This is a genomic window from Comamonas sp., from assembly GCF_036643215.1.
Classification (GTDB): Bacteria; Pseudomonadota; Gammaproteobacteria; order Burkholderiales; family Burkholderiaceae_C; genus Comamonas.
On record NZ_JAVXSJ010000001.1, the window covers coordinates 36,062 to 59,758 of the forward strand.

Genomic DNA, 23,697 nt, shown 5'->3' on the forward strand with positions numbered 1-23,697 from the left:
CAACTCAGCCCTGTTGCTAAGCGAGATCATCGGGGTCAAGCAGCCTGCATTTGTGCAAAAGGCAAGGCTGCCAAGTACGCCTGATCAGGGGTGGCTTGGCCATGTGCCTGATGAGGTCGATCTGCATTGTAGAACTGCAAGTATTGAGCAATCCCACAGCGTGCAGCACGCACGCTGTCATAGGCTTTGAGATAGATCTCCTCGTACTTGATGGAGCGCCATAGGCGCTCCACAAAAGCACCCTTGCCATCCATGGAGATGCGGATGCCATGGCGCTTGAGCAGCCCAGTGAAGGCATCGCTCGTAAATTGGCTGCCCTGGTCGGTGTTGAAGATGGCAGGCGTCCCCCAGCGTGTGATGGCCTCTTGTACGGCGTCTACAAAGAACTGCACGTCCATGGTGTTGGACAGCCTCCACGCCAGCACCTTGCGGCTATAACAATCGACCACGGCACACAGGTACAGCCAGCCCTTGTGCATTCGCACATAGGTGGTGTCCATAGCCCAGACCTGGTTGGAATGGATCACAGGCTTGTTCCTGAGCAAGTACGGGTAGACCTTGTGCTGCGGGTGGCGAGCACTGGTGTTTGGCTGACAGTACAGCGCACACACCCCCATGCGCTGCATCAGCATGCGAACATGCCGACGGCCTACGCATTGGCCTTGGCGCTTGAGCAAGCTGCGCAGCATGCGAGAGTCCGCAAACGGGTGGGCGGCATGCAAAGCATCGATGCGATGCATCAACTGCACCTGCGCCTTGCAGGGCGGCTTGCGCTGATAGTACAGAGAGCCTCGGCTGATACCCACAAGCTGGGCTTGCCGTCCCAGTGACAGGCCATGGCTGCGGTCAATCATCGACCTACGCTGAGCAATCCCGCTTTGCTCAGCGCACCTTGCAAAAAATCCTTCTCCAAGGTGAGTTGGCCAATCTTGGCGTGCAGATCCTTGAGGTCAACCGTGGGCGTTGTGGGTGCAGGCGGAGCACCGAACACATCCGCAGCCCGCTCCAGCAACAGCCGTTTCCAATCGGCAATCTGGCTAGGGTGTACCTCATATTGCTGAGCCAGCTCAGCGACGGTGCGCTCACCGCGCACCGCCTCCAAGGCCACCTTTGCTTTGAAGGCGGCGCTGTGTTTGCGACGTGATTTGATAGTCATAGATCTCTCCAGATGCGGCCTGTTGCCAGGCCATTTTTACGGATAGAGATCTCGCTTAGCTAACTGTTCAAAAAAACGGAGCCACCTCTAACTCTGGAACTAACTATTACAGATCGCTCAACAGCGTAGTGCAAGAGTCAATTGCAGCCGTTCCATTTTCCAGCAATCGTGGAGTATTGCCCGAACCTCAAAATATCAATGCAGGGATTGATTGCCACTCAGGGGATTGCTGAACGACTGATGACCACTTCTTCTATCTACGCCAGCGCTCGATCACGTGTGCAAAAACAACATCCCGCCATTGTTCATTCCACTCCTTATATACCTTAACGCTTTGTGAATGTGGCTCAGGGACCGGTAGTGGCATCTTGATCACGGCCGGCAGCAGCACGGCATCACCGACCACAACGCACTCGCCCGGAGCAAGGTTCGGCAGGATCTCAGTGATCGCGTTGGCGTTGTCGGGAAAGAGCCGCCGCACGTAGGTCTGATCAGCCTCGTTCGTGAGGCGCAGAGACATGAAGTTGTTGCACTGGGCGAATATAGTCTCTGACACCTCTGAGGGCCGCTGGCTTACCACCATCAGGCTAAGGCCGTATTTACGGCCCTCCTTTGCGATCCGCTCGATAGACTTTCGGGACGCACGATAGGCTGCGCTGTCGTGCCTCGGAACGTAGTTGTGTGCCTCCTCGCACACAAGCATCACCGGGATGTCATTGAGCTTTTCTTGAGCATGTTGCAACTTGGAATAATGGAAGCAGAAGTCAAAGATGAGGCGAGAGATTAGGCTGACGGTGATACTAAGAACCTCAAAAGGAACACCGCTCAAGTCCACAATGGTGACATTCGCATTGTCGATATAGCCGATGAACTGCTTCATCAGCGCCTCAAAGTCCTCTGTGACGTGAGCCTGCCCGCCAGCCGCTTTCGCATTCAATAGGAACCGGAGGCGTTTGTCTGCCAGTTTCGCCTCCAACCGTGAAACGAACCTGTTGAACTCCCCATTGAATGGGCCGCTTGTCGCTTTGGTCGCAACTGCTGTGGAGTTAGCAATGAAGTCGTGGACCTTGTCGAAATAGATGTTCTTATCCGTCACCAACTTTCCATTGGCCAGCTTAGGCTTATCTTCCCCAGCTAACTTCCCGATAACCTCGCGATTCAGGTTTTCAATGAAGTTGTGGACCTCCTTGATGGAGAAATAAACGGGGGTGTCGTAAGTGACCTCCTTAACGTTCGGATTGTGCTTCTCCTTGTTCAAAACAACGGCATGCTTGAACTGGCTCACCTGATTATGGGAGTTCGCCTCATTGCTTTCGATAAACATACTCTCCAGCTCTTCTGAATTCATCAACCAGTACGGAAGCTGTAGAGAGTCAATATCGAGTCGGCTCAGGGTGAATGACTCTTCCTTTCCTAAAGTAAACGCTGCGGAGTATTCGTCGTGAATATCGAATATCACTACATGTGAGTTATTTTTCTTGTTTTTATTGTTATTCTTGTGCTGCGCAATTCCAACTACATCCTGTAGAACTCGCGCAACCGTGCATGACTTTCCAGAACCGGTTGAGCCGACAATAGCTATATGTTTGCTGAAGAATTTGTTGCCATTAATCATGAGATCAATGGATTTGTTCATGGAAAGCTTGCCAAGCGGAAAATCGTGATCTCCATCGATCGAGAACATCTTGTCCAAGGTTTCTTTTTCTACAATGAACGCATGCTCAGTTGGCACGGGCAACAAGAGGCTGCCACGATCAAACGTCTTGTCTTCCACCAATGTCCCAATCGCTTGGCACTCAATCTGAAAACTCCAGACTGGCACTCCATCCAGTCCTATCGTATTCGTGCCTTTGATGTTCCGAATGGTAGCAATCGTAAAGTCGCGATTGCCTTGTGCAATCTTCAAGAAGCGGCCAACCTGCAGTCCTTCTTTATTTTTCTCAAACACTTCAAGGTTATCCACTGCCACGATAACCGCCTCAGGCGCACACGAGAGTACCGCGCCAATCTTAATAGACATTGCTTATTCCAATCATGTATTTGATTTCGTCGAAATTTTCAGTGGCGAGGATTTCGAGATTTACGTCCTTGACATCTAAATTCGTGATATCCCCATCTCCGATGACAAAAACATCATCTGCCTTTACTTTGGTCTGAAGATTTTTATAATCGTCCCAGCGAATTAATCTCAGAACAAATTCTTTCTTATCCTTTTGAACCAGTGGCTCGCGAAAGAAATGAGCCTCAGTAAATGTCCTGACCAGCCGCCCGTGGTTTGGGATTACATCCTTCCCGATTAGTCGCTCTGCAATTTGATCAAAAAAATCTTGTGGAACATCCAGTGCAAACAACGGTGTCTGTATATGTGCTACTTTAAAGTGATATTTATCGATAAATGACTTTATGAAGAGCACTATCTGATTATCGAAATCTTTAAGAAATTTAGGAAATATTATCAAGTGACGAAGTCGAGCATTTACACCTAAACTCGCTTTGAGCTGCTTGTGTCGCGTTTCCAAAATTTTTTTCCGTGTCTTCAGTGCAAGCGTCCATTGAGATACCGCTGTGGATCTAATCCGTCGCAACTCTTCCAAGAAGTCCTTCTTGGAAATCTTTCGCAGATTTGCATCATGCTTGATGCTTAGATCAGCAATGATTTGAATGGCATTCGGGTAGAATAGCGTTTCTACTTCTTCTTTGTTAAAACCAGCAGCCTCAAGCTCTTTGGTATTTTCCTCCATAAGAGTATCGTATTTCGGCTTGATAGAAAATGTAAAAACCTTAAGAAAACCATCGATATCAACACCCGCAGCTTCGGCGGCTAGTTTTTTTAAATCCTTATTTTTTGTTATAAGAGCCGCCTTGATTTCTACATCGGAAACGACAACTGATGGGCTATTGGGAAAATGCGCAAATAGGTGATATTTTATTTTTGCACCTGGATTGGACTTAAAGTGCTTCATCATTTGAAGCAACGGATCATAAATAATGCTCGGGGTGTAATTATCCTGTGTCTCGTGGTATTTGCACTGAATCGCCTTAGTTCCGGCAAAGCTTGCCACCTCAATGTCTTCGACAATTCCCTCGATAGTAATTACAGAGTCATCCGATGCCTTCAATAGTTCAGAAAGCGTTAGATTAAACTGGTACAAAAAACCCTGAATTGTGTAGTCTGCTGAACGTCCCATTTTTTATTTTTCAAGTGATTGCTTTATAATATTACCAGTATTTACATAATGGGTCACCCTACATTTAACATAATTCTGAATATCTATTCAGTTGTTGGAAAAATGCAAATTTTTTGGGATTCACACAGGATTTTTCAGCGATTAAGATTGCATTGGAGCAGCTTTGGAGGGCATAGCCGCTTTAAGCCACGGCTTCCTTAATGTCCGCTCCTCTCCGGCAATCAGTCGTTGAAGAATGACATCAATGACACTTAGCATGACGGCAACCTGACAGAAAATAGAACATCGACTTTGCAGCATGGCTAGCAGAAATCGCTGCAAAGTTGACTTCTATACAGAGAGGCATACGATGCATTTCAACTAATTTCTGCTTGACGCATGCCTATGCGTTGGAAAGCACAAAAAACGTGAAATGCTGGAGAACCAAAAACGTGCTTTGAGCGCGTGATTGGCCTAGAAGTTGATCAATTGCCCACTGGTAGTCTTACAGACTGGCTACTGCTTCTCGGCGGTCCCAAGAAAATAGTTCACATCAGAACAACAGCTTTTGAGGGGAGGTTAGCCCAGTGAAGCTGTCGCCAAGCGGCACCAGAATGGCATCTGCAATGGGCTGAAGCTGCTTGCTTAAATAGTGCTCATAGTCGATGGGCGAGGAGCGAGCCTCAAGAGGCTCTGGTCCATTTTTGGTCATGACGTACTGAATCCAGCCGCCGTTTTGGTATTGCTTAGGGCGCTGCATGCGTTCGTTGTATGCGTCAGCGGTGCGTGCGGCTCTCACTTGTGGTGGCACATTCTTGACGTAGTCATCCAGGTGGTGGCGCAAGCGCTTGCGGTAGATGAGTTGCTCATCTTTCTCGCCAGCCAAGGTGGCATCCACGTACTCGGCAACAAAATCCTTGTACGGCTTGCCTTTAAACACGCGGGCGAGCAAGCCTTCTTGGAACTGGCGTGCAAGCAGTGTCCAGTCGCTGCGCGCCATCTCGAGGCCCCTAAAAATCATGGCTTCCTTGCCATCGGCATCAACGCTCAGTCCTGCATAGCGCTTCTTGCTGCCAATATCCGATCCTCGAATCGTCGGCATGAAGAACTTCTGGTAATGGGTATCGAACTCGATTTCAAGAAAGCTCTCCAAGCCTTGTTCTTCGCGCAATGTCTGCGTCCACCAGGCATTGATGTCTTTGACCAGTTCACCCGCCACAGCGTGTGCCTGCTCATTGGTATGTCTGTGTTTGAGCCAGATAAAAATGGAGTCGGTGTCGCCATAAATGGCTTCATAGCCGCGCTGCTCTACCAAGTCTCGGGTGGCTTTGACCATCGCATGCCCGCGCAATGTGATGGCAGAAATAAGCTTCGGGTTAAAGAACCGGCATTCAGATGCTCCCAGCACGCCTGCGAATGAATTCATCACCAGCTTCAGAGCTTGGGACAGTGGCTCATTTTGACTGCGCTTGGCTGCATCACGTGCTTGCCACAAGCTCGTCACGATGCCTGGGAGGCAATGCTTCTCCCTAGAAAAAAGTGTTTCCAGAGGGCCGTGGATGGGGTTGCTGGAGCTGGCTTGTGTGCCTTCGATCAAGCCCACAGGATCGACCAGAAAGGTCCTGATGATGGAGGGGTACAGACTTTTGTAATCGAGAACCAAAACGGAGTCATAAAAGCCGGGCTTGGAGTCCATGACATAGCCCCCTGGCGATGACTTTCCCTGAATATCTCCCACATTGGGTGCCACATAGCCCAAGCGATGCATGCGTGGCAGATAGTGATGACTAAAGGCCGCAATGGAGCCCCCGAAGTGATCGAGCTCCAAGCCTGTTGCATGGGCCCGCTCCATGGCAAATGACAACAGCTTGGCTTTGTCAAAGATACGTAGTACCAGCTCGCAATCCTTGATGTTGTAGGCCGCTAATGCAGGCTTGTCTTCCTGATAGCGACGTTCGATCTCCGCCATCTTGTCGTACTCATCGCCAATTTCTTTGCCTTCGCCCAGCAACTGCTGGGCAACGTTTTCCAGACTGAACGATGCAAAACTCCACATGGCAGCCCGTAGTGCTTCAATGCCATCAATGGCAACACGCCCTGGCATCGGGGCAAAGAGGTATTCCTGTTTGCCTGGGTGGGCACGCCATTTGATGGGTTGGCGCTCACGTCCCAAGAGCAAGGGTACCTTGGCTTCGTCGGCATTTTTTTGCAGCACTCGCAAGTCGAACTGCACCACATTCCATCCAATGATGACGTCTGGGTCGTGCAGCTCAAACCAGTCGTTGAGCGCCTCAATCATGGCCTTGCGGCTTGAGAAATACCGCAGCGTAAAGTCCGCGGACTCGGCAGCTCCATCAACGGGTTCACCCAGCATAAAAACCACGCGCTGCGCAACTCCATCCAGGGCAATGGAGTAGAGGTCAAAGTTCTGGCCGGTTTCAATGTCGAGAGAGACAACCTTCAACTCTGGCCGAAAATCTGGTGCTGGCGCAAGCTTGCAGTCGATACACACCGAATTCTCAAGCTGCCCCCCATGGATCTCCACACCTGCGGTGATGAAGCGCTCCATCAGATAGCGCTCGTGCGGGCGTACATCCGCTTCAAGGAGAGGAACCCCTTGCGGCTGTAGTGCACGTGCCAGCTTGCCTAGCTGACGAAATTTCTTGGCGTAGATCCCCAAGACAGGCTGGTTCTGAAAGCTCTTGAGATCCAGTTCTCGCCAGTACATGTTCGATGCACCCAGCAGCTTGGCTTGCACCACCGCCTTGTACTGTGCTTCCACAAACGCCACAGATATCTGCTTCGTCAAAACCACCTTCAGCGGCCCTGACTCCGTGGCCAGCCAGTATTCGATTTCAGTACCAGCACTGGTATCCCGCCAGTTGCGGGTCAAGATAAAACCGAGAAGAGGATGAGCTGGCACAGAACTGAAGAACGAATCGGTGGATGGTCAGAATTTTTACGGATAAATGGAGTGCTCTCCCTGAATCCAGAGCTGTAGCTTTTGCTGCACAGCAGGATCAGAAATTCCGAGCGCTGAATTACACAGAATCAGCCTGGGCCAGACTCCCGGAAAAAACTTGGCTACATCATCAAGGATGACATAGTCCTGAATGGAATGCTGCTCCAGCCATTCCTTGATGGCCTCATCTCGATTGCCTTTTCTCACGGCACCTGCAAACCATGGACTGATGGGATTCAAAAGCTCTTTGAGCTCCTCAGCGTTCAAGTATGAGCGCCACGAACTGGAGACGAGCACGGCGATTTCTGGGTGTCCTTCCAGAAGTTTTTGGAGGACATGCAAATGCACAAAAGTCCCCGACCAGCCTTGCTGGATTTGCGCAGGAGTCAGTGGAGGTTGGGCTCCAGCAATCGCTTTGGGCGGATGCAGAACCCCATCAAAATCTAAAAATACAACGCGAGTCTGGTGTGGCTGAAGCATGGTTGGCTTTTCTTGGATCTGATCTGTTCAATGAGCAAATGAAGCTTTGTCGCTGCAGACTTTGCTGGATGGGACGAGGGCGGCAGACACACCTTGCAAGCGTGGATTGCAGCCCGCCCTTCGTATAGCGGGGATGATCACCGTTGAGTGCCGGACTGCATTCAGGTCATATTCCGCCACAGAGCCTCCTCACACACTGCATCTGAATTCGGCCAGCGTCGTGAATCGCCCAGAATAGGTTCTGCCCAAGTCAATCTCTCGCCTTGCATCTTGGAGATGCTCCTCACATTTGCATTGGGCGCTTTGCGCCCATGCAAATTGCGCGTGGGGCGGGTAATCCAGAAGGGAGGGGCGCGGCGCTACGCGGCCCCTTCCTCTGCTGTGGTGCTCTTTGTTTTAGCTCGGGCAACTGCTCATACCTCGTTCAGATCCGCATCTTCCCCATCGCTATAGAGCAACCAGAAGGGCTCCGGGCGTCTGGGCTCCTTGGTTCTCTTGTTTTTATAGGTGCACATTCTTTCGGTCGTTTTGACCTTGAAGTCCGTTAGAGAGGGGGTTCCGCGGATGTATTGAACGTGCTCTGTAGTCCAACTGTCTTCGTCATCGGGCCAATACACCAGGGCGATACGCGCGATGGAGCGGTGAGAAAGCTCTTTTACTTTTTCCACAGCCCTGAACGGATGGCTGAAGATGAATTTCTGACAAACGCCTTTGCTGTCGAAGCCTTTGACTAGGAACATGTAGTCGGTTTGGAGCTTTGCGCCCGTCCAGCATCGATGGTTGTAGATCTTTTCGCTGGGATGCAAATCCTCATCTTTGTGGGTCACAAACAGGGTGTTCATGATCGCTCCCATCTCTCACTGTCTTGGATGACTGAAGCAGGGAAGTGAATGATGTGAGGTGAGCGCATAGTAGGCATATTCGAATTTAGAATACTCTATTTTTGACTATTCCAATTTGGTTTGCACCATCACGGGTTTTCAAGAACCTGTATATGGACAAATCGATTCATTCGGCGCAGTACACGTCGTTCCTCAACCTGCTCAAGACTGCACGAATAGAACGCAACATCACCCAAGTACAGCTTGCGCAGAAGTTGGGAGAGACTCAGGTGTTTGTGAGCAAATGCGAACGTGGTGAGCGCCGTCTGGACATCATCGAAACCATGCGCTGGTGCCATGCACTGGGCATCTCTTTGGTGGAATTGGCTCAGCAGTTGGAGAACTGCTGAGGCTCGATACAGCTTGTGGGTTCGGCTGTTTTCAAAGCGGAAACTTCGCCTCGCAGCTCATGTCTTTTCGACCCCCTCTTTGGAAGTGAATGCAGCCAAGTGCATTGCCTTGGCTGCACACATCAACGCCGCTTACGTTTACTTCCTTTATTGTTCTTCTGTGCCTTTTGGCTCAGAACTTTATCAAGCCCACTTTTATCGGTGACCTTCACCGGTCGAGCTGTACGCGCTGATTTCTTAAGTACCGCCACAGGCTTTGCCTTTTTAGATCCGGTGCTCAGCTCACCATAACCCCTGCTGGTAGCGTCAGAGACATGGCCAAGCACCTTGGCGATATCAATGGATGCCCAGTAGTTACGGCGCAACTCGGTTGCAACAGCATGTCTGACCAAAACGGCGCTCAGGTTGATCTCACTTGCGTTGCTTCGCTTGGCACCCTGCAGCACGCGTTTGGTGAGACTACTCAAATAGCTTCTAAAACCATCCTTATCAATCTGCACCGTGACATCCTGTCCTTGCGGAAGTCCATCTAAAAACCATTGGGGCATGCTGCTGGCGTGCAGCACAAAGCCACGCAATGGTTGGCCAGCAGTTGCACGCACCTTGGCACCTTTAATTGCCACTGCAATGTATTCGCCAGCCCGCCTTACCACTACACCGTTTTCTAGCTCTTTGGGACGCATGCCACCAAAGCGCAGCAACACAGATGCCATCCCGTAGATTGGTGAGGTCTCGCAGCACTCCACCAATCGATCAAGCCACCCGTCACGAAGGTATCGAAGATCATGCTTTCTGCTGAGGCTGGGTTTATTAGGCATGTCCAGCCAGCCGTGCATTCGCTCATAGGTCAATCCACGGATCGACACCAACTCCAGCAGCTTGCTGCCAATTTCTGGCCCTAACACTGCCCTCCAAGAACCAGGGCTGTGATTGAGATCATAGGATTTGCATGTCTGCATCAAGCCCTTTAGCTGAGCTGTGACCCACCACGTCAATGCTGCCCTGTAGGTGTTATAGGTAGATTTGCGCAGCCCAAACTGCGCCAAGACTTCAAACCATGGGCTGAGCTCTTTACCCATAAAAGCAGCACGTTGCTTGGTGAGATAAGCGATGTCTTTTTGGTAGCCGCGCAGTGTTTCCTGCGAGGGATTCGTGTCCATACGCAGTGTTCGGCGTTGGTCCAGCTCAGCTAAAACCTCGCGGGCATGCTCAACCAAGCGCTCTGCAGCAGCATCTGCTGATGGCCCACCCGAGCTGACCTTGTGCATTGCTTGTGCCACACTGTTCATCTCGAAAACAGGTCGGTATTGCTCAATCCAGTCATGCAATGCATGTAAATGTTCACGCACTGCAAGCGGGCTTGCTTGGATCTGCTCAAGGATGGATTTCGTTTGCGCAGCCGAATTAGTTTCGGAGACGAACACCGCATCGTTTGCGCTTTCCCTGTCGGAGAACGAATTTTTCGATGACGAAGCTGATGGCTTCGCATGTGTTGTTTCTACCGTTTTATGCTGAGCATCAGGGGTCGCAGATGCCGCGACCAAATTCACCTCCCGCACGGCGGTCGGAGAATTTGTCACAGCACCTGCTGCATATGAGGGTGACGTTCCCTGATGTGCAGGGACTGCGCTGCGCGCCCCCTCTCCTGACGAAGAGGGTCCGTCCCACATTACCGAACCCTCCGGCAATGTGTTTTGCACCTCTACGCCAGAGGGCTTCGGTAATGTGGAATACCTATCGTCATCGAAGGCAGGTTTCGTCTCCGACGGGCTATCGGCTGCGCTGTTCTTAGAAGAGGAGTTCATGCTTTTGCCCCCTCATTACCGAAGCTGCCCGTGGTTGCTGATTCGACGCTTTTATCGTTGGCCGCTTCCGTTGTGTTGGGTAGCACTTCAACTGCAGCAACTTCGTTTTTACCGGGCTTGATGCGCAAAACTTTGCGCGCAATAAATTGCTCCACGCACTGCGCCAATGCTTGCTGCTGGAGCAATGACATAGGCGTCTGCAGCGCAATCAGCAACTGTCCCGTTTTGTCGGCTCTTACCTCACCAACCACGCTGCCTTGAACTTTGAGAGGGGCTTGCAGCAGGGTGTTGAACGGTTCAACAGCGGTTTCTTTGAGAGGCGTGTTCTGGGCTGCTTGGCCCAGTTGCTCCAACACCTGCTTGGCAGGCAATGCCTGCCCCTTGATTTGAGTGGCTTTTTCAATCACCGCATCTGCCGATGTGGCGACCCAATCTTTGAGCACTTTGGAATCCGCATAGCGAATGTCTTTGGGGCTGGTGAATGCCTCCACCACTTCGTGGGGCAAAGCCGCGATGTCCAGTGCCTTTTGCACCTGGGATGCATTGATGCCAATCAGGCTCGCCAGCTTGCGCATGGACAGATCGCTACTGGCTTGCGCCTTGATGTGCGCCAACTGCTGGCCCAACTCCCATGGACTCAGTGGCTCACGCAGATGGTTTTCAATAAGCCGCTCGACCAAGGCATTCTCGGGCGTCACATCCACCACCAAAGCACGCACTTGCAAGTGCTGACGCATGCAGGCCTGCAGCCGCCGGGCACCAGAAATCAAGGCGTATTGATAACCGTCTCGGGCTTGCTCCAGCAAACGCACATGAATGGGCTGCTGGTTGCCTTTGCTCAGAAACACACTGAGCGACAAGGCTTCCATGGCTTCGTCATCCAACGCATCGGCCGTGCGGTTCGGCGCAGTGCCGGGGTCAATCACAGCAGGATCAAGGAGGAGAACGACTTCAGGAGGTGTGCCGTGATTCGTTGCGGGAAGGGCAGTTACCGGGGACTGTGTTTGCAAGTCGGAAGTGGTTTCCGGCGCGGGGGTGATGTCGGGGACGACATCTTGAGGGATGGACGGTTTGGCCATAAGACTCTCCATAGGTTGACTGAATCAAGCAGCAACGCACAGGAGGTTAGGCAGAGCGCCATAACTGTGATTGGGGGCAAATTTGCCTTGGTGCTGCACCTCTCAAAAACTGAGAAGCACAAACAATGCTAGGCATTTTTGGGCGGAAAAACCAAGCAGGTGGATTTTAGGAGGTGGTTCATTTCAAGGTGTTGAATGGACGCTAACAGTCATCTCCATCACTGCGCAGCAGGGTAATACTGGTATCGTTACAAAGTTTTGCTGCCCTGCAGCGCAAGTGCCTCTTGATAGAACACCATGCTCGACGACATTAAAAAAACACTCTGGGCCGCTGCTGACAAGCTGCGCGCCAACATGGATGCAGCGGAATACAAGCACCTGGTGCTGGGCCTCATCTTTATCAAATACATCTCCGACAGCTTTACCGGCCACACTGCGCTGTTGGCCCAGCGCCTGCGTGACCCCGACGATGAATTGTTCTACGGCGATGCCGCTGATGAAGACATTGCCTCGGAGCTGGAAGACCGCGACTACTACACCGCCGACAACGTGTTCTGGGTGCCCGAAGGTGCGCGTTGGGAAGACCTGCGCTCTAACGCCAAGCAGCCTGACATTGGCAAACGCATTGACGAAGCACTGGCACTGATTGAAACGGAGAACCCTAAGCTCAAAGGCATTCTGGACAAGCGCTATGCCCGTGCCCAATTGCCTGATGGCAAGCTGGGCGAGCTGGTGGATTTGATTTCCACCGTGGGCTTTGGCGATACGCCCGATGTAGCACGGGACGTACTGGGGCAGGTGTATGAATACTTCCTGGGCCAATTTGCCAGTGCCGAAGGCAAAAAGGGCGGGCAGTTCTACACGCCAGCTTCCATCGTCAAGACACTGGTGGCCGTGCTGGCCCCCCACCAAGGCAAGGTGTACGACCCGTGCTGCGGCTCGGGCGGCATGTTTGTGCAGTCGGAAAAATTCATCCAAAGCCACGGCGGCAAGATGGGCGATGTGTCCATCTACGGGCAAGAGTCCAACCCCACCACCTGGCGCTTGGCGGCCATGAATCTGGCCATTCGCGGCATTGACTTTAACTTGGGCAAAGAGCCGGGCGACACCTTTACGCGCAACCAGCACCCCGACTTGCGTGCCAACTACATTCTGGCCAACCCGCCTTTCAACATCAGCGACTGGTGGCATGGCAGCCTGGAGGGTGACCCGCGCTGGGTCTATGGCGACCCACCCCAGGGCAATGCCAACTACGCATGGCTGCAGCACATGCTGCATCACCTGCACCCCACCGGGCGTGCAGGCATTGTGCTGGCCAATGGCAGCATGTCATCCAGCCAGAACAACGAAGGGCAAATCCGCGCCGCCATGGTGCAGGCCGATGTGGTGGAAGTCATGGTGGCGCTGCCCGGCCAGTTGTTCTTTAACACCCAGATTCCCGCCTGCCTGTGGTTCCTCACCAAAGCCAAGCCCGCGCACCGCAAGGGCGAAGTGCTGTTTATTGACGCGCGCAAGCTGGGCAGCATGATTAGCCGTGTGCAGGCCGAGCTGACCGACGAGGCCATTAACCGCATTGCCAGCACCGTGGCCGCATGGCGTGGTGAGGCCGAGGACGGTGCAGCCTATGAAGACATCGCAGGCTTTTGCCGCAGCGTGCCACTGGCAGAAATTGCCCAGCACGGCCATGTGCTCACCCCCGGCCGCTATGTGGGCGCGGAGGAAGTGGAAGACGACGACGAAGCCTTTGCCGAGAAGATGCAGCGTCTCACCCAGCAATTGGGCGAGCAAATGCGCAAGGGTGCGGAGTTGGATGCGGTGATTCGCGAGAAGCTGGAGGGGCTGGGGTATGAGTTCTGAGTGGAGGCAAATTACGCTCGGTGATTTTGTGCGTCTCCAGCGAGGGCATGACTTAACAGCCTCAGAGCAGCGACCGGGGCCTTATTCTGTCATGGGGTCGGCAGGTCCTAACGGCTCGCATGATGCCGCACTAGCTAAAGGTCCAGGCGTAGTAATTGGGCGTAGTGGTGCCTCGATGGGGCGTGTTCATTATGCGAATGGAGACTACTGGCCGCACAACACTTGCCTATATGTGACAGATTTCTTGGGAAACAATCCAAGGTTTGCCTATTACTTGCTTGGAGCACAAAACCTATCGAGCTACAACTCGGGTAGTGCACAGCCGTCGTTAAATAGAAACTTTATCTATACAAAGGAACTGACTATTCCTTCTGTGCAGGAGCAGGGAAAAATAGTTGCTTTCCTTGCAGCTTTAGACGACCGCATCGCCCTCCTGCGCGAAACTAACGCCACGCTGGAGGCCATGGCCCAAGCCTTGTTTAAGTCGTGGTTTGTGGACTTTGCCCCCGTCCACGCCAAGCAACAAGGCCGCGCGCCCGAAGGCATGGATGCCGCGACCGCTGCGCTATTTCCGGATGGCTTTGAGGAATCGGAATTGGGGATGGTGCCGAAGGGGTGGAAGTTGCTTCCATTTGGCGAATTTTTGTCGCACACCATTGGCGGTGATTGGGGAAGCGATGTTCCTGATGAAACGAATGACACTCGAGTTGCGATTATTCGTGGAACTGATATCCCAGACCTCCAAGCTTGTAGCGAAAGCAGAGTTCCAATTCGCTTCACTACGCAGAAGAAGCTGAAAAGCAGGCAACTACAAGCTGGAGATATTGTTATTGAAGTATCTGGTGGCAGTAAAGAGCAACCAACTGGACGCTCAATATTAATAACGGAGGAAATTCTTGCAAGGTTTGATTGCCCATTAGAACCTGCTAGTTTTTGCAGGCTTTTCAGACCTTCGCAGATTAGTCTTTCTTACCTGCTGGCACAGCATTTGAGTTTTATTTATAAGCAAGGGAAGACGTGGGAATATCAAAATCAAAGCACTGGAATTGCAAACTTCCAAACTACTCATTTTCTGGAAACTGAATTGGTGGCAGTGCCAACGGATGATGTTTTGGAGAAGTTCTGCGAAATAGTAGTGCCGATGGTTAAAAAAATGAATAGTCCACAAATTGAGCAGCTTGGAAAACTCCGCGACATCTTGCTCCCCCGCCTTATCTCCGGCCAACTGCGCCTGCCCGAAGCGCAAGAGCTGGCACAAGCAGTGGTCACAGAGTAAAAACAATAGCTGCTAGCGCTTACCAATAAAGCATTTCCAATAGTTTTTAATTTGAAATGCAGCAAATACAAGCGCAAGCAGCTATCAAAATAACAAAGAAATGACAACTCAATGCCGCGTACAACGCGGCTTGATTGAGGGAGAGATTCATGAGCACGACACCCAGTGAAGCAGCCACACGGCCCGGTGCCCAGACGCTGCAGTCGTTGCAAGCCCTGCTAGAGAACTTGCAAGCTCGGCAAAGCGGCTGGCAGCAGGCTCAGCAATTGATGGCGGCGCAATTGGCCCCGCACTTTTCACCTTATTCGGTGTACCGCAGTCATGAGGTCGATGTGTCGCGCCACTTGGCACTGCTGCTAGACCCTGAGGGCACGCACGGCCAAGGCCGTTTGTTTTGGGATGCCTGGGTCAAGCAGGTGCTGCTGGCGCAGCAAGCGGGCTGTACCGATGCGTCTGTTGATGACGAATCGCCAGAGCCTCACGACACCTTGTCTCAAGATCCGCACGGGCCAGCGCAAGCTGCAGCGCCCCAACCTGCGCCAGCCGTGAGCCAGTGGCTGCAACGCACACAGGTGCTGCAAGTCGATAGAGAACACCGCACCACGGAGTTGAAAGGCAAAAACCGCCGAGCCATTGACTTGTGCGTGCATGTGCGTGGCGGGTTGCTTGCGATTGAGAACAAGCCCTGGCGTGAGTCGGTGGATGAGCTTGGCCAGCTTGACGACTACGCAGCACATTTGGCTTTGCTGGCGGCGCGCAAGAAGTGCGATTGGACCTTGGTGTATTTGGGCCACGGTGCTCCATCCAGCCAAAGCTTGCGCCCCGAGCTTCGCCAGAAGCTGGCACACAACGGTCACTTTGTTTGTGTCAGTTGGGGGCAACTGCTAGAGGCGCTCAAGCAGTGCCTTCCCCTCATTCAGGCACCGAAGGTGCGCTGGTTTGTGGAGGACTTGGTTCAGATGATGGAGAGAGACTTGTTGAACTACACAGACAGCGCAGAGATGGAACACAACGCCAAAGCTTTTAGCCAGAGTAGGCAAGCCTTGCATAACGCATTTTTGCTACGCGATACCTTGGCGCAGTGGCAAGGCAATCAGCTCAAAAAGTTGGAGCAGCAACTGAAAGCGCGTTGCACGCCGAATATGGAGCTGAACTGGAAAGTCACTCCAGATAATCCCCGAAAAAGGCAGGCGTATTTCACGCTGTCATTCCCCGGCCGCCGCGATGTGGTGATGCGTATGGAGTGGTACGACGGCTTTGCTAATGCTGTCGACTTTTACTGGGGTGTGTATGGAACGGATCTGGACTTGGAGCAATCTGAAGAGCTGGGCAAAGCATTGACAGCGGCTTTGCAGAAAGCACAGGTGGCTTTGCCTAAGGCTGAGGATGTAGAGGCTGGCTGGCCGCTGTGGTCTTTTTTCAGTACGGACCCAGTTTTTACCCCGGAGGGCTGTGCAGACGATAGTCCAGAGGAAATTGTGCACCCATGGCTTTCCATGGAGCGCGAGCAAGGCGACGGGGATTTTGTGTCGCTCGTCTTGCAGCGCCACGCTGAGCTGGCCGCGGCTTTAGCGCAGGTGCAATAAATGGCTGCGATTAGCGGTTGGAGTTGGAGCGCGACTTGAATTGCAACTCCATTGCGGCTTTACGTCGTCCTGCTTAGCGGGTCTTGTCGCAGAAAATGGCTCGGCGCTAGAGAGGGTGCAGTGGGTGACAGCGCTGGGGACCGCCTTTTGAGTGAGCTATTGTTGTAGTTCTAGTTCTTGAGAAAATAATGATGAGTAGTAGCGAGTTGGTTAGCGATAAGCCAGACAGCCGGTTAGAGGTCATTTTGAGCGATGGAGCTGTGCGCAATGGCTATATCAAAATCCCCAGTGAACAGACCCTATTTCCCGGTAGCTGTATTGCTGTAGACGAAAGCACGCCATCCGAAGATCAATTTACGTTGGATTTACCCAATGGCAAGTCCATACAGTCCGTTATTCTTGCCAATCGAAAGCGGATTCAAGCGCGTTTTAATGGCCTGTTTGCACGCTCTGGATTAAAAGATGGTGATAAGGCGCTTATTACCAAGACCGGCGACAAAATATATCAACTCTCTTTTCAACCAGCAGCCTCCAGCGGATCTATGGCGACCGCTAAGGCCCAGACGGAGCCAATGACGGTGCAACCTCAAAAAAAACAGAAAAAAACAGCAGCAGTTGCACTCAATCAAATCTTGTTTGGCCCGCCCGGTACAGGTAAGACCTATGCGACTGTGAGAAAGGCACTGGAAATTTTGGAACCCCATTGGCTAGAGGATTTGCACAGGCAAGGCCTGCCCGCCAAGGAACTTCGAGAGCAGATGAAGCAGCGCTTTGACGCGCTACACGCACAAGGCAGGGTTCAGTTCACGACTTTTCACCAAAGCTTTAGCTACGAAGATTTTGTGGAGGGGATTCGGGCCATCAGTGATGAGGAAACTAAACAACTGAGCTACCAAGTGGTGGATGGGGTGTTTAAGTCGCTGTGCGAAGTAGCCGCAGCGACCACCGTAGCTCCTGTGGTTGCCGCTATAGATCTTGGGCAGCGCCAGGTGTGGAAGATGTCTTTAGGCAATACACAGGGTGCGGATGCTGGAATTTATGACGAGTGTCTACAAGGCGGCTATGTCTTGCTGGGCTATGGCGGTGATATTGATTTCAGCGGAAGCAAGAGCCGACAAGACGTGCTTGCCAAATATAAGCAGGCAGGCGTTGATGTGGCCAGCGGCGACTATGCGGTCACGAGCGTGGCAGCCTTTGTTGTGAAGATGAAGGTGGGGGATTTAATTGTCGTGAGTGACGGCAATTACAAATTCCGCGCGATTGGCGAGGTCACCAGTGATTACGAATATGCCGGGGTGCATGAGGTTCACGATGACGGCTATGCACAGCGCCGTCAAGTGCGGTGGTTGCGTCAATATAGTCCATCGCTGCCTTGCTCTGAGTTGCTAGAGCGAGCTTTTAGCCAGGTGACGCTATATGCGTTGAATGCCCCCAACCTGGTGCGCGAGAAATTGCAGCATTTGCTGGGTGCAGTCTCTGCGGCAGATTCCGCCTTCCCGTTCTATGTGGGCCAAACAATCGGCACAGGCTATAAGGTTCTGCGCATTAGCGATGACTTGATTGAATTGAGCAAGCCACGCGATGCGGACAAGGTGTTGCATTTGCCGCGCAATCCCATAGAGACATTGATTGGCTATGTGCGTAGTGGTCAACTGACAGTCGATGACATTCGCCAAAAGCGGGTGTTTGATATCGTGCCTGATGCTCCTCTTGAGAAGTTCTTGATTAACGGCTACGAGAACGTGCTTGCAGCCATGGCTCAACTGGCCGTGCAGCCTGGGAGCGCGCCAGCCTCAACGCATACAAACGATGCGCGCGTGCTGGTGATTGACGAGATCAACCGAGGCAATGTGTCGCGCATTTTTGGCGAGCTGATTACTTTGCTGGAATCATCCAAGCGCGCCGGTGCGCCAGAGGCTTTGTCGGTCACTTTGCCGTATTCGAAAACCAAGTTTTCCGTGCCTAGCAATGTCTACATCATTGGCACTATGAACACCACCGACCGCTCTTTGGCTGGCTTGGATGTAGCTCTGCGCCGCCGCTTCGACTTTGAAGAGCTCATGCCTGACCCCAGCACTTTGCATACAGTCGTGGTGCAAGAAGGGAACGTGAGCGTGGATGTGGAGCAATTACTGACGGTGATGAACGAGCGCATCGAGGCATTGCTTGACCGCGAGCATCAGTTGGGGCACGCGTACTTCATGCCTTTGAGAGAGGCTTCAACGCGAGAGGTGCTGGCGCAGATTTTCAGAAACCGGGTCCTGCCCTTGCTGCAAGAGTATTTCTTTGATGACTGGGAGAGAATTGCTTGGGTGCTGAATGACCATCGCAAGCCTGAAGCGAATGCCTTTGTGCAAAGGCATGGCAAGAGTCTAGACGAGCTATTCGGCACGAACGATGGTGTGCAAGCCGTGGATAAACGCTGGTGCATCAATCCATTGGCTTTTGAGTCTTTAGAAAGCTATGCCCAGGTGATTAAGGTGCGCGCGGCAGCTACTGACGCAGAAGCCGCTCAAGTGCTTCAAGAGGCTGTAGCGCTGGTGGGTAGCGACAATTGAGTTCAACCACCATCACCGTGCGTGAGTACGCCAAGCTCACCACGGCCAGTTGCACTCCGTCGCTGGACACTCACCAGGTGTCCGTATCGGCTTTTGCCTGGCTTTGCAAGCTGCAGGGAAGGTTGAGCAAAGGCGGTGCCAGGTTGTTGGAGATTGAGGGGCAGTCTTGGCTCAGGCTCAATAGCCTGGTTGGCGTAGTGCAAACTCCTTGCGGCACCACTTTAGAGGTGTTACCCAAGACTTTTTCTGATGCCAGTGATGTGCACAGTAGCCGCAAGCTGCTGTGCAAGATGGTGGCTGCGCTGTTGGATTTACCAGGCAAGGAAACATCTACCGCAGCCCTGGAGCGTTTCAACGTACCACTGACTGAGTGGGTGATGGCTCAGTTTGTGGAGCATTTGCAGCAATTGCTGCAGCAAGGTCTGCGTTCAGACTATGTGCGGCTGGATGAGGAGTTGCCATTTTTACGGGGGCAACTCAATACGCTGGCGCAAATGCGTCAACCCGTGACAAAAGCGCACCTTTTCCATGTACGGCATGACGTTTTTTCCCCTGACCAAGCAGCCAATCGGCTGCTGCGTTTGGCCTTGGAGCGGGTGCGCAAGGCGACGGCTCAGCCTGTCACTTGGCGGCTGGCCAATGAACTAAGCCACCGGTTGAACGAAATTCCGCCAAGCCGGCTGCCGGAGCAAGATTGGCGGGCTTGGGGTACAGGTCGCTTAATGGCGCGTTATCAGGCTATCAAGCCCTGGTGTGAGTTGGTGTTGGGCGAGAGCATGCCGTTGGCTTTGAAGGGAGATTCGCTGGGCGTGAGCTTGCTCTTTCCGATGGAAAAATTATTTGAAAGCTTTGTGACGCGCGCGCTGCACAAGCAGATGGCAAAAGGCTATGCGCTTCATGCCCAGCAGCGCCAGCACTTCCTAGCGATGCACTGCGGAAAGCGAATGTTTCAATTAGAGCCTGATTTAGTCGTGCGAGATAGCCAAGGCTGTGCCGTGGCTGTGCTGGACACTAAATGGAAGCGGCTTGAACAATCGCAATCCGATGGAAAGAGCAAATACGGTATAGCGCCAAGTGATATGTACCAAATGCTGGCCTACGGGACGACCTACATGCGCGGCAAAGGGGTGATGTATCTGGTGTATCCGCGTTGGCAGAACTTCCAGGCTGCACTTGCAGAATTCACCTTACCTGGAGAGCTGCAACTGCATGTGGTTCCATTTGACCTAGACCAAGAAGAGCTGTTGCTGGCGCAGCCTGCTGGGTTTGTGCAGTCATATACGTCAAAGATCGCAAGTTGAGTGATTGGGGGAGTAAAGAGGCAATGACCGAAGACCAATTAGAGCAAGAAACACTGGGCTGGCTGGAGGAGGTGGGCTACACCATTCGCTATGGCCTGGACATTGCCCCCGATGGCGACACCCCGCTGCGCAGCAACTACCAGCAGGTGGTGCTGCAAGACAACCTGCGCGAAGCTTTGCAGCGCCTGAACCCCAAAATGCCTCAGGCTGCGCGTGAGGATGCGCTGGCGCAGGTGCTGGATTTGGGCGTGCCAGCCTTGTTGCCTTCCAACCGTGCATTTCACAAGCTGTTGGTCAATGGCGTGCCAGTGAGCTATCAGGTGGACGGCGAGACCCGGGGCGACTTTGCCAAGCTGGTGGACTGGGGCAATGTGCCCAATAACCAGTTCTGGGCGGTGAACCAGTTCAGCATCAAAGGGCAGCGCCACACGCGCAGGCCGGATGTGGTGCTGTTCATCAATGGCATGCCGCTGGTGGTGCTGGAGCTGAAGAACCCCGCTGATATGAATGCGGATATCTGGATGGCCTATGACCAGATAGAGACGTACAAAGAGCAAATCCCTGAGCTATTTCGCACCAATGAGCTGCTGGTGATTGCCGATGGCACCGAGGCGCGTATGGGGTCGCTCTCAGCCGACCGGGAGCGCTATATGCAGTGGCGCACGATTGACGGTGTGGAGATTGACCCTCTGGGTCAGTTCAGCGAGCTGGAGACTCTGGTGCGGGGCGTGTTGGCACCTGAGATTTTTCTGGACTACCTGCGCTATTGCGTACTGTTTGAGGATGACGGCAGGCTGATTAAAAAGGTGGCGGGCTACCACCAGTACCACGCAGTCCGTGCGGCCATTGCCCGCGTGCTGCAGGCCGCAGACAAGGGGGCAGCAGCCACGGTGCGCGGCAAGGGCGGGGTGGTGTGGCACACACAGGGGTCAGGCAAGAGCATCACCATGACCTGCTTTGCGGCGCGTGTGTTGCAAGAACCTAAGTTGCAGAACCCGACGATTGTGGTCATCACCGACCGCAATGATTTGGACGGCCAGTTGTTTGGCGTGTTCAGCCTGGCCCAAGACCTGCTGCGAGAGCAGCCCGTGCAAGCCCATACGCGCCAGCAGTTGCGCCAGTTGCTGGAAAACCGGCCTTCGGGCGGCATTGTGTTTGCCACCATTCAGAAGTTCATGCCGGGTGAGGATGAGGACACCTTCCCCATCCTGTCGGAGCGCAGCAATATCGTTGTGCTGGCTGATGAGGCCCACCGCACCCAATACGGCTTTGCGGCCAAGCTCAAGGTGCGCAAGCTCAAATACCCCGTGGCTGGCAGCGCTGCCCCACTGACCACTGATGGCAAGCCTGTGGCGCAGCAAGCCGAGTTTGCTCCGACTGACAATGAAGTGCTGACGTATCAGGCAGGCTATGCCCAGCACTTGCGCGATGCATTGCCGCAGGCCACGTTTGTGGCGTTTACGGGCACACCTGTGAGTAGCAGCGACAAGAACACCGAGGCGGTGTTTGGCGAGCACATCCACATCTATGACATGCAGCAGGCCAAGGAAGATGGGGCCACTGTGCCCATCTACTACGAAAGCCGTTTGGCCAAGCTCAAACTCAATGAAGAGCTGCTGCCGCTGCTGGATGACGAGGTCGATGAGCTGACGGAGGATGAGGAAGAAGACCAGCAGGCCCAGGCCAAAAGCAAATGGACGGCCCTGGAGAAGGTGGTTGGTACACCGTCGCGCATTGACAGTGTTGCACAGGATTTGGTGGAGCACTTCGAGGCGCGAGACGCAGCCAGCCCCGGAAAAGCGATGGTGGTGGGCATGAGCCGTGACATTTGCGTGCACCTGTACGACGCCATCATCAAACTGCGCCCCGACTGGCACAGCGATGACCCGGAGGATGGAGCCATCAAGATTGTGATGACGGGCAGCGCCAGCGACAAAGCCTTGCTGCGTCCCCACATTTACGGCAACGCCATTAAGAAGCGACTGGAGAAACGCTTTAAAGACCCGGCAGATCCTCTCAAGCTGGTTATCGTGCGCGACATGTGGTTGACGGGCTTTGATGCGCCCTGCGTACACACCATGTACATCGACAAGCCCATGAAGGGGCATAACCTGATGCAGGCCATTGCACGGGTGAATCGCGTGTTCAAGGGCAAGCAAGGCGGTTTGGTGGTGGACTATCTGGGCATTGGCAATGAGCTGAAAGCCGCCATGAAGGAGTACACAGCCAGCAAGGGACGAGGCAAGCCCACCGTGGATGCCCACGAAGCGCTGGCGGTGATGCTGGAGAAGCTGGATGTGCTCAAAGCCTTGTTGCATGGCTATGACTGGAGCAACTTCCGCACGGGTGGGCACAAGACACTGGCTGGCGCTGGTGACCATGTGCTGGGGCTGCCGCCTTCCAGACCAGGTGAAGAGCGGGATGGTAAGAAACGCTTTGCTGATAACGCACTGGCACTGGGGCAGGCATTCAGCCTGTGCTGCACCTTGGATGAAGCCAAGGCCTTGCGTGATGAAGTTGCCTTCATGCAGGCAGTGAAGGTGCTGCTGACCAAGCGAGATATCAGCAAGAAGAAGCAGGACGATCAGGCCAAGGATGCAGCGGTGCGCCAAATCATCAACAAAGCCTTGGTCAGTGAGCAGGTGGTGGATATCTTCTCTGCCGTGGGCTTGGACAAGCCCAATATTGGCTTGTTGGACGATGACTTCTTGGCCCAGGTCAAGAACCTGCCGCAGCGCAACCTGGCGGTTGAGTTGCTGGAGCGTCTCTTAGAGGGTGAGATTAAATCGCGCTTTGCTACCAATGTGGTGCAGCAGAAGAAGTTCTCTGAGCTGCTGAGCAATGTGGTGACCCGTTACCAAAACCGCAGCATTGAAGCGGCACAGGTGATGGAAGAGCTGGTCGAGATGGCCAAGAAATTCCGCGCAGCCGCCCAGCGTGGCGAGTTACTGGGCCTGAGCGAAGATGAGGTTAAGTTCTATGAGGCGCTGATTGAGAACGAATCGGCAGTGCGGGAACTCAAGGATGAGATTCTCAAGAAAATTGCACAGGAGCTGACGGATAACCTGCGTAAGAACGTGACCGTGGACTGGGCCGAGCGGGAGAGCGTGCGTGCCCGATTGCGCTTGATGGTCAAGCGCGTGCTGAAGAAGTACAAGTACCCGCCTGACTTGGCAGAGAATGCTGTAGAGCTGGTGCTGGAGCAGGCCAAGGCATTGGGAGAAAGCTGGGCCTAATTT

General features: G+C 53.2%; 15 protein-coding genes. 7 read left to right on the top strand and 8 right to left on the bottom strand.

Features of this window, described 5'->3' with window-relative positions; translation table 11 throughout:
- Positions 1-35: 35 nt before the first annotated feature.
- From RSF91_RS00160 to RSF91_RS00185, 6 genes are all read right to left on the bottom strand, one after another.
- Positions 36-1,156, bottom strand: a protein-coding gene (locus tag RSF91_RS00160; RefSeq protein ID WP_332566517.1) for an IS3 family transposase whose coding sequence is annotated in 2 segments (ribosomal slippage) — positions 36-895 and positions 895-1,156 — 1,122 coding nt in all. Because the reading frame shifts where the segments join, the coding sequence is not laid out codon by codon here.
- A gap of 253 nt (positions 1,157-1,409) precedes the next feature.
- Complete coding sequence (locus RSF91_RS00165) at positions 1,410-3,176, bottom strand: ATP-binding protein (RefSeq protein WP_332566518.1); 1,767 nt, start codon at positions 3,174-3,176, stop codon at positions 1,410-1,412.
- Entirely contained in the window at positions 3,166-4,344 is a 1,179-nt protein-coding gene (locus tag RSF91_RS00170; protein ID WP_332566519.1) for a hypothetical protein, read from the bottom strand. Before RSF91_RS00170 ends, RSF91_RS00165 begins: the two co-directional genes overlap by 11 nt.
- Before the next feature lie 532 nt (positions 4,345-4,876).
- Positions 4,877-7,246: a DNA polymerase II gene (locus RSF91_RS00175; protein WP_332566520.1), complete on the bottom strand. Its 2,370-nt coding sequence runs from the start codon at positions 7,244-7,246 to the stop codon at positions 4,877-4,879.
- A 36-nt stretch (positions 7,247-7,282) separates the two neighbouring features.
- Positions 7,283-7,765, bottom strand: coding sequence for an HAD domain-containing protein (locus tag RSF91_RS00180; RefSeq protein WP_332566521.1), 483 nt, complete (start codon positions 7,763-7,765; stop codon positions 7,283-7,285).
- Between the two features lie 413 nt (positions 7,766-8,178).
- Positions 8,179-8,607 carry a hypothetical protein gene (locus RSF91_RS00185; protein WP_332566522.1) on the bottom strand — a complete coding sequence of 143 codons (429 nt, stop codon included), beginning with the start codon at positions 8,605-8,607 and terminating at the stop codon, positions 8,179-8,181.
- Positions 8,608-8,759: 152 nt separating this feature from the next.
- Here RSF91_RS00185 and RSF91_RS00190 point away from each other — a divergent pair, with 152 nt between their 5' ends.
- Entirely contained in the window at positions 8,760-8,996 is a 237-nt protein-coding gene (locus RSF91_RS00190; RefSeq protein ID WP_332566523.1) for a helix-turn-helix domain-containing protein, read from the top strand.
- A gap of 122 nt (positions 8,997-9,118) precedes the next feature.
- On the opposite strand, the gene RSF91_RS00195 is transcribed toward RSF91_RS00190, so the two are convergent.
- Both RSF91_RS00195 and RSF91_RS00200 read right to left on the bottom strand, forming a co-directional pair.
- Positions 9,119-10,576 carry a hypothetical protein gene (locus RSF91_RS00195; RefSeq protein ID WP_332566524.1) on the bottom strand — a complete coding sequence of 486 codons (1,458 nt, stop codon included), beginning with the start codon at positions 10,574-10,576 and terminating at the stop codon, positions 9,119-9,121.
- A 221-nt stretch (positions 10,577-10,797) separates the two neighbouring features.
- Positions 10,798-11,880 carry a ParB/RepB/Spo0J family partition protein gene (locus tag RSF91_RS00200; RefSeq protein WP_332566525.1) on the bottom strand — a complete coding sequence of 361 codons (1,083 nt, stop codon included), beginning with the start codon at positions 11,878-11,880 and terminating at the stop codon, positions 10,798-10,800.
- A 297-nt stretch (positions 11,881-12,177) separates the two neighbouring features.
- Between RSF91_RS00200 and RSF91_RS00205 the strand changes: the two genes are divergently transcribed.
- The 6 genes from RSF91_RS00205 (at position 12,178) to RSF91_RS00230 (ending at position 23,694) form a co-directional block, all read left to right on the top strand.
- Positions 12,178-13,737: a class I SAM-dependent DNA methyltransferase gene (locus RSF91_RS00205; protein ID WP_332566526.1), complete on the top strand. Its 1,560-nt coding sequence runs from the start codon at positions 12,178-12,180 to the stop codon at positions 13,735-13,737.
- Positions 13,727-15,013 (top strand): restriction endonuclease subunit S, encoded by a 1,287-nt coding sequence (locus tag RSF91_RS00210; RefSeq protein ID WP_332566527.1) that lies wholly within the window; start codon positions 13,727-13,729, stop codon positions 15,011-15,013. Before RSF91_RS00205 ends, RSF91_RS00210 begins: the two co-directional genes overlap by 11 nt.
- Before the next feature lie 149 nt (positions 15,014-15,162).
- Complete coding sequence (locus tag RSF91_RS00215; protein WP_332566528.1) at positions 15,163-16,599, top strand: PDDEXK-like family protein; 1,437 nt, start codon at positions 15,163-15,165, stop codon at positions 16,597-16,599.
- A gap of 191 nt (positions 16,600-16,790) precedes the next feature.
- Positions 16,791-19,157 carry an AAA family ATPase gene (locus RSF91_RS00220; protein WP_332566529.1) on the top strand — a complete coding sequence of 789 codons (2,367 nt, stop codon included), beginning with the start codon at positions 16,791-16,793 and terminating at the stop codon, positions 19,155-19,157.
- On the top strand, positions 19,154-20,458 hold the full coding sequence (locus tag RSF91_RS00225; protein ID WP_332566530.1) for an McrC family protein: 1,305 nt from the start codon (positions 19,154-19,156) through the stop codon (positions 20,456-20,458). The genes RSF91_RS00220 and RSF91_RS00225 overlap by 4 nt, the downstream gene beginning before the upstream one ends.
- A gap of 23 nt (positions 20,459-20,481) precedes the next feature.
- Positions 20,482-23,694 carry a type I restriction endonuclease subunit R gene (locus RSF91_RS00230; protein WP_332566531.1) on the top strand — a complete coding sequence of 1,071 codons (3,213 nt, stop codon included), beginning with the start codon at positions 20,482-20,484 and terminating at the stop codon, positions 23,692-23,694.
- Positions 23,695-23,697 lie beyond the last annotated feature (3 nt).